This is a genomic window from Protofrankia sp. CiP3 (assembly GCF_917627345.1).
GTDB lineage: Bacteria > Actinomycetota > Actinomycetes > Frankiales > Frankiaceae > Protofrankia.
In genome coordinates, this window is the sequence record NZ_CAKJTM010000004.1 from 90,588 (window position 1) to 101,162 (window position 10,575).

The 10,575-nt window shown below is 68.7% G+C and carries 9 protein-coding genes and 1 pseudogene; 6 read left to right on the forward strand and 4 right to left on the reverse strand.

Features of this window, described 5'->3' with window-relative positions; translation table 11 throughout:
* Window positions 1–173 precede the first annotated feature (173 nt).
* On the reverse strand, window positions 174–2,435 hold the full coding sequence (purL, locus tag MJ797_RS02640) for a phosphoribosylformylglycinamidine synthase subunit PurL (protein ID WP_239331545.1): 2,262 nt from the start codon (window positions 2,433–2,435) through the stop codon (window positions 174–176).
* A 103-nt stretch (window positions 2,436–2,538) separates the two neighbouring features.
* A complete protein-coding gene (locus MJ797_RS02645) occupies window positions 2,539–3,498 on the reverse strand; it encodes a DUF3027 domain-containing protein (RefSeq protein ID WP_239331459.1) in 960 nt (319 codons plus the stop codon).
* Window positions 3,499–3,750: 252 nt separating this feature from the next.
* On the opposite strand from MJ797_RS02645, the gene MJ797_RS02650 reads away from it, so the two are divergent.
* The 4 genes from MJ797_RS02650 to MJ797_RS02665 all read left to right on the forward strand — a co-directional run bounded on the left by MJ797_RS02650 (window position 3,751) and on the right by MJ797_RS02665 (window position 7,649).
* Entirely contained in the window at window positions 3,751–5,181 is a 1,431-nt protein-coding gene (locus MJ797_RS02650; RefSeq protein ID WP_239331461.1) for an MFS transporter, read from the forward strand.
* A 195-nt stretch (window positions 5,182–5,376) separates the two neighbouring features.
* On the forward strand, window positions 5,377–5,823 hold the full coding sequence (locus MJ797_RS02655; RefSeq protein WP_239331463.1) for a hypothetical protein: 447 nt from the start codon (window positions 5,377–5,379) through the stop codon (window positions 5,821–5,823).
* 63 nt (window positions 5,824–5,886) lie between these two features.
* Window positions 5,887–6,819 carry a futalosine hydrolase gene (gene mqnB / locus MJ797_RS02660; protein WP_239331465.1) on the forward strand — a complete coding sequence of 311 codons (933 nt, stop codon included), beginning with the start codon at window positions 5,887–5,889 and terminating at the stop codon, window positions 6,817–6,819.
* The gene (locus MJ797_RS02665) at window positions 6,816–7,649 is read left to right on the forward strand and encodes a 1,4-dihydroxy-6-naphthoate synthase (protein WP_239331467.1); all 834 of its coding nucleotides are present in this window, start codon (window positions 6,816–6,818) and stop codon (window positions 7,647–7,649) included. Before mqnB ends, MJ797_RS02665 begins: the two co-directional genes overlap by 4 nt.
* A gap of 71 nt (window positions 7,650–7,720) precedes the next feature.
* Here the strand turns inward: MJ797_RS02665 and MJ797_RS02670 are convergent, their stop codons facing one another.
* Window positions 7,721–8,116, reverse strand: a complete 396-nt coding sequence (locus tag MJ797_RS02670) for a cold-shock protein (protein ID WP_239331469.1) — start codon at window positions 8,114–8,116, stop codon at window positions 7,721–7,723.
* 305 nt (window positions 8,117–8,421) lie between these two features.
* On the opposite strand from MJ797_RS02670, the gene MJ797_RS02675 reads away from it, so the two are divergent.
* A complete protein-coding gene (locus MJ797_RS02675; protein ID WP_239331471.1) occupies window positions 8,422–8,700 on the forward strand; it encodes a hypothetical protein in 279 nt (92 codons plus the stop codon).
* A gap of 2 nt (window positions 8,701–8,702) precedes the next feature.
* Here MJ797_RS02675 and larE read toward each other — a convergent pair.
* Window positions 8,703–9,521 (reverse strand): annotated as a pseudogene (larE, locus tag MJ797_RS02680) (ATP-dependent sacrificial sulfur transferase LarE); the annotation flags it as partial.
* A 152-nt stretch (window positions 9,522–9,673) separates the two neighbouring features.
* Between larE and purS the strand changes: the two are divergent.
* The gene (gene purS / locus MJ797_RS02685; RefSeq protein WP_239331473.1) at window positions 9,674–9,937 is read left to right on the forward strand and encodes a phosphoribosylformylglycinamidine synthase subunit PurS; all 264 of its coding nucleotides are present in this window, start codon (window positions 9,674–9,676) and stop codon (window positions 9,935–9,937) included.
* The last annotated feature ends 638 nt before the right edge of the window (window positions 9,938–10,575 follow it).

Sequence of the window (10,575 nt, forward strand, 5' to 3'; positions counted from 1 at the left end):
CGCCTGGTTCACGCTGCCCTGTCACCAGGCGCTGCTACTCCGCTATGACAGAAATATCTGATGTGGCACCACGGCGGAAGTCATTTCTGACATACTCACAACAGCCGCGACGATGTTTGAAACGCATTCCGCTGGAACGCTCACGAGATGGCGCGAGTCACGGCAGACACCTGTCAGGGACCGGCAGCCCCGAAGAGCGCGGGCAGCGTGGCCGAGTGGGCCATCCGGAGGTCGTCGAGGCTGATGGCGAAGGCGTCCTGAAGGTCGAGAGTGTCGCCGTCCACCACGCCGATGCGCCGGCATGGCAGCCCGCGGGCAGCGCACATGTCGGTGAACCGCAGCTCCTCCGATCGGGGGACGGCCACCACGGCTCGGCCAGCCGACTCGCTGAACAACTCGGTGAACACGTCCGCGGCCCGAGGGAAGACGATGCGGGCACCACGCCCCCCGCGCAGGCACGACTCGACCAGAGCGGACGCCAGACCACCGTCGGACAGGTCGTGCGCCGCGGTCAGCATTCCGTCACGCGAACCCGCAACCAGGATCTCAGCCAGCAGCTTCTCCACGGCAAGATCGACCGCGGGCGGCTGCCCACCCAGGTGACGGTGTGACACCCACGCCCACTCGGACCCGCCGAACTCCGGATGGGTCTCCCCAAGCAGCAGCAGTGAGTCGCCCTCGTCGGTGAAACCGATCGCGACACGCCTGGCCACGTCGTCGAAAAGGCCGAGGACGCCGACCACCGGAGTGGGATTGATGGGCATCGAGCCGGTCTGGTTGTAGAAGGAGACATTGCCGCCGGTCACAGGCAGGCCAAGTTGGCGGCAGGCCTCCGCGAGCCCCCGGGTCGCCTCGGCGAACTGCCACATGACCTCCGGGTCCTCGGGCGAACCGAAGTTCAGGCAGTTCGTGACCGCGATCGGCACGGCACCGGTCGCGGCCACGTTGCGGCATGCCTCGGCCAGGGCGAGCTGCGCGCCCGCGAACGGGTCGAGCCGGGCATACCGACCGTTACCATCTGTTGCCAGAGCGATGCCAAGACCGGTCTCCTCTGAAAGCCTGACAACCCCGGCGTCCTCGGGCTGCGCGAGCACGGTGTTGGCCTGCACATAGCGGTCGTACTGATCGGTCACCCAGGTCTTCGAACACAGATTCGGTGAAGCGATCATAGCCAACAGAGTTGAGCGCAGGTCGTCTCCGCTGATCGGACGCGGCAGCACCGCCGGGTCGTCGGCCCGCAGCGCGTCCAGATCCACCGGTCTGCGGATCGGCCGGTTGTACACAGGCCCGTCGTCGGCAAGCGAACCGGGTGGCACGTCGACGACAACCTCGCCATGCCACCGGATGACAAGCCGGCCGCTTTCAGTAACACTTCCGATCCGAGTAGCGAGGACGCCCCAGCGTTCGGTGACCGTGAGCAGCTCTGCCAGCGAGTCCGGAGCGACAATCGCGAGCATCCGCTCCTGGGACTCGCTCGCCAGGATCTCGTGCGGCGCCATCGACGCCTCCCGCAACGGGACGAGGTCAAGATCGACCGCCATGCCGCCGGGACCACCGGCGGCGAGCCCGGCCGCGGTTGTCTCGGTCAGCGCGCAGGTCAGCCCCGCGCCGCCAAGATCCTGGATAGCCACGACCAGCCCGCGGTCGAACAGCTCCAGACAGGACTCGATGAGGATTTTCTCGGTAAACGGGTCACCGACCTGCACCGACGGCCGGCGGGCCGGGCCGCCGCCCGCGTCAAAGGTCGCCGAGGCCAGGACCGACACCCCGCCGATACCGTCCCGGCCGGTCTTCGCGCCGAGCAGGACGACCGCGTTGCCAACCCCGGTTGCCGCCGAAGTCTGTATCCGCCCGGCCGGCAGCACCCCCACGCACAAGGCGTTGACCAACGGGTTCCCCAGGTAGGACGGATCGAAGACAACCTCCCCGCCGATCGTCGGCAGGCCCAGGCAGTTGCCGTAACCGCCGATACCCGCGACCACCCCGGGCAGCACCCGCGCTGTGTCGGGCGCGTCCGCGTCACCGAACCGCAGCGAGTCAAGGACGGCGACAGGCCGGGCGCCCATCGTCAGAATGTCGCGGACGATCCCGCCGACGCCGGTGGCCGCGCCCTGGTACGGCTCGACGAAGCTCGGATGGTTATGTGATTCGATCTTGAAGGTGACGGCAAGGCCCTCACCAACAGCGACCACCCCGGCGTTCTCGCCCATACCGACGAGCATGCGGTCACCGGCGGGTATGTCACGGAACCGCCGCAGGTGCACTTTGGACGATTTATACGAACAGTGCTCGCTCCACATCACCGCGTACATGGCGAGCTCGGCATCAGACGGCGGTCGACCCAGCGCGGAGACGATCCGGGTGTACTCCTCATCGGTGAGGCCAAGGGCCTGGCTCGTGGATACCGCGGTTGGTACGCCGGTCACGTCGTCCATCCTCCCGGAGGTTCCGGCCGCGACAACCCGATCTCGGCCACACAGCCTCGGCGGTTCCACCGTGACAACAACGACAAAAATGACACGGACACCCAGGCTGTCATCAGGAGTGACCGTAGGGCTCTGGACCGGCACCGTCGCTGGTTACCGCGCCAGCACCAGCACCATCGTCTTGCACCGAACCGGGCGAGTGTGCCGACACACCGATGAGTTCCAGGTCGGACGATTCCAGGTCGCCCGGATCATCGTCATACACAACTGCCTCGGGATGCGCCGAGGGAGCGACCAGCGCCTCCGAGTGTGCCCCACAGCCATGATCAAGGGCGGTCACCCGACCATCATCCGGGGCCATCTCGTTGGCGCACACCCCGAACACGCGGCCGAGGATACCGGCCAGACGAACGTGAAAACCGCATGTCTGACAGGCCGCGGGAGCGACCCGCGCGATAGACGCATCCGGACCGGACTCGCCTGCGTACCAACGAGCAAGCGCATCGTCACGCCCCAGCATGGACAACAACCGTGGACGACCGAGCCCGATCTCATACCAGGCGTCGGTGTCGACGAACTCCTCAACATCACCGAGACGCAGGGTGAGCCGCGGGTCATCCACGGCGGTCGGCAGCAGATCTCCGACCCCGACATCGCCCGGTCGCAGCCGCTGAGACCACGGCACCCACTGCGGAGCGGTCAGGGCGCCGTCGCCGGGCAACAGCACAACATCATCCACAGTGACCTTCCGCATCCGCGACGCGCGGCTCACGACCACCGTCCACACCCAACCGGGATAGGCTCGGGCCGTACACGCAAAGCGATGCAGGACGAGACGCTCACCCTCCGCCTCAACGCCGAGGTGCTCGCCGACACAGCTCGGATCATCAGCCTCGGTGACCGCTGCGGCGCGGGCTTCCTCCACAGCCGTGGCGCACGCGGCGTCCAGCGCGGGCGGCTTGGGCCCCTTGGTCGCCCGCGGCGTCTTCGGGGCCTTCGGTGTCTTCGAGGCGGGGGGCCGGGCGGCTCGCCCAGCCAGCTCCGGCGGCTCCGGCTCAGTGGGCGCCGACATGCCCCGACTCGCCCGTGGCAGCGGCCCGGATGCCTGGGGATCAGCCCGGTTCCCATCCGCGGCAGATGGCTTCGAGGTCGGTGTTCCCGGGTTGGACGATCCCGGATCGGACGATGTCGACGCTACCGTTGGTGTCGCTATCGCTGAGCCACGCTGCACATCCTGAGCCTCCACGTACGTATTGTCGCCTACAGGTTCCGGAACTGTGCCGCGTGGTCGCGGTGGTCCTCCTGGGGAGAGGGGACACTCTGGATGGTGAACGTGGGCAGTGCTGTCACCAGCGGGATTCGAAGGCTGCGTGCGTCCGGCCGCAGCGGCGGCGCCGAGCAGTCGGGGCTCGCGGCTCTCACCGAGCTTTCCGTCGTCAACGCGGCAGGGGACGCGCTGGTGACGGTGGCGCTGGCCGGATCCCTCTTCTTCGCCGTGCCGACGGGCGAGGCCCGGTCGAAGGTCGCCATGTACCTACTGATCACCATGGTGCCGTTCACCCTGCTGGCGCCGGTGATCGGCCCGGTGCTGGACCGGTTCGCCCACGGCCGCCGCACCGCGCTGGCCGCGATCTGCCTGGCCCGCGGCATGCTTGCCTGGCAGCTCGCCGGTTCCCTCGAGCACGGGGTGGCCGTCTACCCCCTCGCGCTCGGCCTGCTCATGCTCTCCCGTGGGTTCGGGGTGGCCCGCAGCGCGGTGATCCCCCGCGTCATGCCCCCGGAGCTGACCCTCGTGAAAATCAACTCCCGGGTCTCCCTGGTGAACATCGCGGCTGGCTCGGCGGTAGCGCCGCTCGGCCTCACCATCGCCAGGATTCCCCATGTCGGTTACCCATGGGTGCTGCGGGTCTGCGCGATCGTCTACATGACCGGCGTCCTGCTGGCATTCAATCTGCCCAAACACGTCGACTCCGCCGCCGGTGAGAAACGCGCCTTTGTGCTGGGAGCAATCGTCAACCACCGGAACATGGCCGGCCGCCTGCTACGCGCCATGGGCGGCCTGCCGGTCGCGCTCCGTGCTTCTCTGGTGCTGCGCGGCCTGGTCGGATTCCTCACCTTCTATCTGGCGTTTCTGCTGCGGACGAGCGGTGGCACCAATCTCTGGCTCGGTGCGCTGGCGATCTGCGCGGGGGTGGGCAGCGGCCTGGGTGTGTTCATCGGCGGGCGCCTGGGCCGCCGACGGCCCGAGGCACTGCTGATGCTGTCGCTGCTGATGGCATCAGGTGGTTGTCTCGGCGCCGCGATCAACTACACAAGGCTCACCTCGCTGCTGGCGGCCTTGCTGGCAAGTATGGCGGGTTCGATGGGAAAGCTCGGCCTCGACGCGATCATCCAACGTGACATCGCCGAGGACACCCGCAACTCCGCGTTCGCCCGCTCGGAAACCGCGATTGCGCTCGCGTGGGTCGCCGGCGCCGCGGTCGGCCTGATCGAGATGCCGGGGACGCTCGGCTTCGCGGCAGCCTCCGCGGTGGTCCTGCTCACGATGTTCGTGGAGACCCGGGCCCTGTACCGGGCACGGGCCGCGAGCCGCGCCCGTCGGGGACGCTCGGAAAATCCGGGGTGGGCCGGGCCAGCCGCGGGCGCAACCCTCGCGGTCGGGCACCCTGCGATCATCCAGGACACCGCCGTGCTGCCAGACACCGCGGTGCTGCCAGAAGCGGCGACGCTGCCGGACACCGCGGTCCGGTCCTAGCCGGTTTCGAAAACACGCCGCGGCGGATTCGGTGATGCGCCCGAGCCCGGCCTACCGCGAGCGACCCGCGAGCGACCGCGGGACAGGCTGCCCCGGACCGCCGATGGAATGGCCCCATCGGCTGAGACCGACAACCCACTCGCCAGATCGCGATCCGAGCGGCATCCGACCCGTGCTGAACGATAACCTCCGACCGTGTCCGTATCTCGGCTACTTCCCCGCATCCGATGGCAACGCCTGATCGTGCTGCCTGTCCTCGGCGCGCTCGTCGGCGTGCTCGCTGGCTGCAACCAACCAACGCCGCTGGTGACCCTGCAGGCTGGTCGAAACTTCGTACAGGCGCACGCCGCCCAGTATGACCGCGACGGCAGGGTGATCAAGGATGCCGGCTACCAGCTCCCGGTGCTGCACGCCGCTCCCGGGGAGACGATCAACATCGACGTTCCGAAGTCGGTTGCCAGCCACGGATATTTCCTGGCGTCCAACGACGCCCGAATTTCCAACACCATAACCGATCAGCACTACCGCCTGACCGTGCCGGAAGGACAGGGCGAGGCCTCTCTGACCATCTTCCAGGCGCCAAGCGGTAGCTCCAGCCAAGCGTCCGGAAGCTGGCCGTTCCGTCTTGTTATCCACCCATAGGTTCATGATCGAAAACTTCATGGTCGAGACGCGCTCAGGACCCGTTCCCGCATCGGGGTCCGCATGAACCGAATCCTGCTGGTCACCGCGGTCAGCCCGGAGGCTGACGCGGTCTGCGCCGGAATGATGGGGATGTGGCAGCCGCGGGCCACGGTTGCCGGCGCCGCGTCGTCCCGCGGCGGCTCGGTGCCGTCATGGGACCGCCAGCTCCTGACCGCGGTACGGCTCGGCCCCTACCTGGGACGCCGCTCTGGTTCGGTGACCGTCCTGGCCGCCGGAGTGGCCGGTCCGGCCGCGGCGGCGGGTACCGCGACCGCGCTGGCGATCGCCCGTGCTTCGGGTGACCCGTTCGGCCTGGTCATCTCCCTCGGTATCGCGGGCGGTTTCGCCGACCGCGCCGATATTGGCGACCTGGTCGTCGCGGACGCGCTGGTCGCCGCGGATCTGGGTGCCGAGGCGGGCGCCGACGGCCCGCTGGACAAACCCGCATCGGAGCTGCCGCCCGCCGGATCGGCATCCAGCGCGAACAGCGGAGCCGACGGGTTCCTGAGCCTGGACCAGCTCGGCCTCGGGCCGTCCACGCTGATTCCCCGTGAGAGCGTCGTCGAGCGGCTCGTCACCCTGCTCGCGGTCACCGGACGGACAATCAGGACCGGACCCGTACTCAGCGTCTCCACGGTCACCGGGACCGAGCGGCGGGCCGCGGCGCTGGCGCTGCGGTTCGGCCCGGCCGCCGAGGCAATGGAAGGCTACGCGGTCGGTGTCGCCGCGGCGGCGTTCGACACACCTTTCGCCGAGGTCCGCGCGGTCAGCAACGCGGTCGGTTGCCGTGACCGGTCGAGTTGGGACGTGCCGGAGGCACTCGCCGGGCTCAGCGCGGTCGCCGCCAGTCTGGCCGCCGGCATCGACACGCTTGCCAGCGTCCTGCCCGCCGCTGAGGGCAGTGCCTGCGGCGCCGGGCCGGCCAAACCGGCTCCCGGGGCCGGCACACGGTGACATCGCGGTCAGCACTGCCATCGCCGTTGTCCGTGGCAATCTCGCCGTGCCCAAACGACACGTTCGCCTTCCACGCTCTGGCGCACGGGCTCGTTGCGAGCGTACCGCCGGTCACTGTGACCTTCGCGGACATCGACGTGCTGAACTCCCGCGCCGCTGCCGGCCTCGACGACCTGGTGAAGGTCTCCTACGCGGCGCTGCCCTGGCTGCTGGGCTCCTACCAGCTGCTGTCCGCGGGCAGCGCCCTGGGACGCGGATGTGGACCGCTCGTGGTCACCGCCGGCCGGGACGACCTGTCCGGCGCGCGTATCGCGATACCCGGGATGCGCACGACCGCCTATCTGTTATTCCGCCTGTGGGCAGCGGGACGTGGCGTCGGCGGCATCGACGTCCTGCCCTTCGAAAAAATCATGCCAGCGGTGCGCGACGGGCGGTACGACGCCGGCCTGGTCATTCACGAATCGCGGTTCACCTACCCGTCCTACGGGCTCACCGCTGTGGCGGACCTGGGCGACTGGTGGGAGTCCGAAACCGGCCTGCCCATCCCGCTGGGAGCCGTCCTCGGCCGGCGTGCGCTGGACGGCAGCGCGCTCTCAGCCGCGGTGCGGGCAAGCGTCGCGGCGGCTTTCACCGACCCTCGGGCATCGCGGACCTATGTGCTGAACAACGCACAGGAAATGGACACCGAGGTCGTGAACGCCCATATCGAACTGTATGTTAATAATTACACCCTGTCACTCGATGACGAAGGCTACCAGGCGATCGAGACGCTGCTGGGACGAGCGGCCACCGCCGGGCTCGTCCCGCCGATGCCAGCTCTGCCGCGCTGACCGCGGCGCCGGCCAATTCGACCGGCGCCGGACCGAAGATCCGCAACAGGCTCAAGCGCCAGGACGAGCGCTCATGCCTCCAGCTCATCGGCGACCGCATGGACGACCTTGGCCACTGTCTGGGCCGTCCGGCGATCCGGATAGCGCCCCCGGCGCAATGAGTTCTGGACCTCGTCCAACAGCTTGATCATATCCTCGACCATGCTGTGAAGCTCGTCCGGGCTGCGCCGAGCCGCATGTGCCGCGGCTTTCGCCACCGACGGCGGAGCCGCGAGTACCCGCACCGACAGCGCCTGATCGCCCTTTCGGCCCGCGGCAACGCCGAACTCAACCCTCTCACCGGGCTTGAGCTTCTCCACCCCTGGCGGTAGCGCGCCCTTATGGACGAACACATCACCGCCGTCATCACGGCTGAGAAAGCCGAAGCCCTTGTCGACGTCGAACCACTTGACTCTGCCGGTGGGCACGGGCGACCTCGTTCTGCGTGGCGAAGGGAGACTGTTCAGTCAGATGTCGAGGTCTCCAAGGCTATCCGGGGACACGGCCGTGAGCGGTCATCCGCGCCTATTCGTACCCGATCACGGCCAGCCGGCGGTCAACGACGACCCGGCCACCGGCTTCTCGTGCCGGTGTGGGCACCAGGAATCACCTGGCGATCCGTAGGCTGGCCGGTGTGGCTTACCAACAACCCCACCGGTCTGATCGGCCGACGGCGCCACGACCATCCGTGGCCGTATCGCGCACGCTCCCCGGGAACACGCGCGGACGAACGGTGGACATGCTCGTCCGGATCGGGACCAGCCTCTTCGCGGTCGGCCTCGTCGCCACCGCGATCATCATCATCCCTTTCTTCTTCGGTGTCACCGAGCGGCCCACCTGGTTGAACGTGCTGGCGGCGGGCGGACTGACGATCGGCCTCGGTGTCGCACTCGTCGCGATCGTGGCCGCCGTGCTCTCCCCCGCGCCGGCCGACGAGACAGAACCGCCCGACGAGACAGAACCGCCCGAGGAGACGGCAGCGGCCGGCCCCGCCCCAGCGGGAACTTCCTGATGTCACGGGCGGGGTAGCAGCTCATTCATCGAGCCGGACCGGAAACCGCGGGGATCGATCTCCACCCGCTCGAAACCCTCGATCACCATCAGCAGCTCCGGCCGCGCCGCCAGCGCCCGCACATGGGTGGCGTCCACCTCGACCATCGCCACCTCGCCAAGATCACGGACCCGCAGATTGCGCACGCCCAAGCCGGCGGTGTCCAGCGCCGCCCGCAACGCCGCCTCCGCCAGCTCAACGCGGGCGAGACGCCCCGGTGACACCGTGACGCCGTAGGCGATCCGGCTTGCCAGGCACGCGGCGGCCGGTTTGTCCCAGGTCGGCAGCCCCCACAACCGGGATGCCGCACGGATCTGGGCCTTGCTCAGACCGGCGTCCAGCAACGGGGTGCGTGCTCCCCGCGCGGCCGCCGCGCCGATACCCGGCCGGAACCCGGCCACCGCGTCGTCAGCATTCGTGCCGGTCACCACATACGCAAGCCCGAGGGAAGCCGCGAGTGGGCGCAACGTCTCGGTGAGCTCCGCCTTGCAGAAGTAACACCTGTCCGGACCGTTGGCCCGGTAACCGTCGCGGCCCATCTCGTTGGTGGCCGGCGTGAGATGGCGGACCCCGAGATCCGCCGCGAAATCGGCCGCCGCCCGCAGCTCCGCCCGCGGCAGGGAGGCAGAGACCGCGGTGGCGGCCGCCACGCGGTCGAGACCGAGCGCCCGAACCGCGGCTGCGAGCAGAAACGCCGAGTCCGCACCGCCGGAGAAGGCAACCAGTACGGAGCCGAGCTCAGCGAACCTCGCGGCCAGGTCATCGAGGTGGCCGGCCAGGAGACGGCCGTCCGCTGTCGACACCTCCGATGACACGGATCTCCCTGCTACGGATGCCGACACAGGTCCGAGGGTAGTGACCCACCCGCACCGGACGCATGCCCGGTCCGGGCTTCCGTGGTTGGGGCTGACGAGCGACGATAGGCTCGTGCGCCATGGCCAGGGTCGTAGTGGACGTGATGCTGAAGCCGGAGATCCTCGACCCGCAGGGGCAGGCGGTGCTCACCGCGTTGCCGCGGCTGGGTGTGACCGGCATCGTCTCGGTGCGCCAGGGCAAGCGGTTCGAACTGGAGGTGGACGGCGAGGCGGATGCCGATGCCCTCGCCCGGATCGAGCGGCTCGCCTCGTCGGTACTGGCCAACCCCGTGATCGAAGACTACGTCGTCCGGGTTGAACCTGTGCCTGCCCAGTCCCGTTAAGAGCGCCCGGCAACAGGGACGCGGCGTCACGGGGCCGGGGCACGCGCCTCGCGTCGTTGTCGTCGGTCGACACCCACAACCTCCGCCGCCTCGCGATCTACGCCCCCGGCCCCGCGCTCCTTGAACCACGCCTCTGTTGCTGTCCAGCCATCAGGGGCACAGGGTGGGCGGCAGCCTACCTATGTTCCCGTCCCGTTCTCCGAACAGATCAACGGGATGGTGACGCTCAGCTGGCGCGCTATCCGGGGGGAGCCATCGGGTCAGCCGGTGAGACGAACGCGACCCGGCGTCCACACGAGTCGCATACAGCCACTCTGGCATCGGGTTCGTCGTCCGAGGGCACAAGGTGTGCCAACGGGACGATCCCCCCGCACCACGGGCAGGTGAGCCACGGCCCGTCCGCGCCGCATCCCGACGGCTCGACATCAAGTGATTCCACGCTCATCACGGTGCCACCGCGCGCTCGGCGTCGAGGGCTCCAAAGGCCTTTCGGTGACCACAGCCGCCGATTCGCGGGACGCAGGCCCCGAGCACATGGGCACAATGCCGAAAAACCTCGGTAACAATGCCGAATCAGCTGGCCAGCAAATAAGAGCGCCCGAGGATAGGGCGTTCGGTCAGCGAGCGGCTCATCCGTG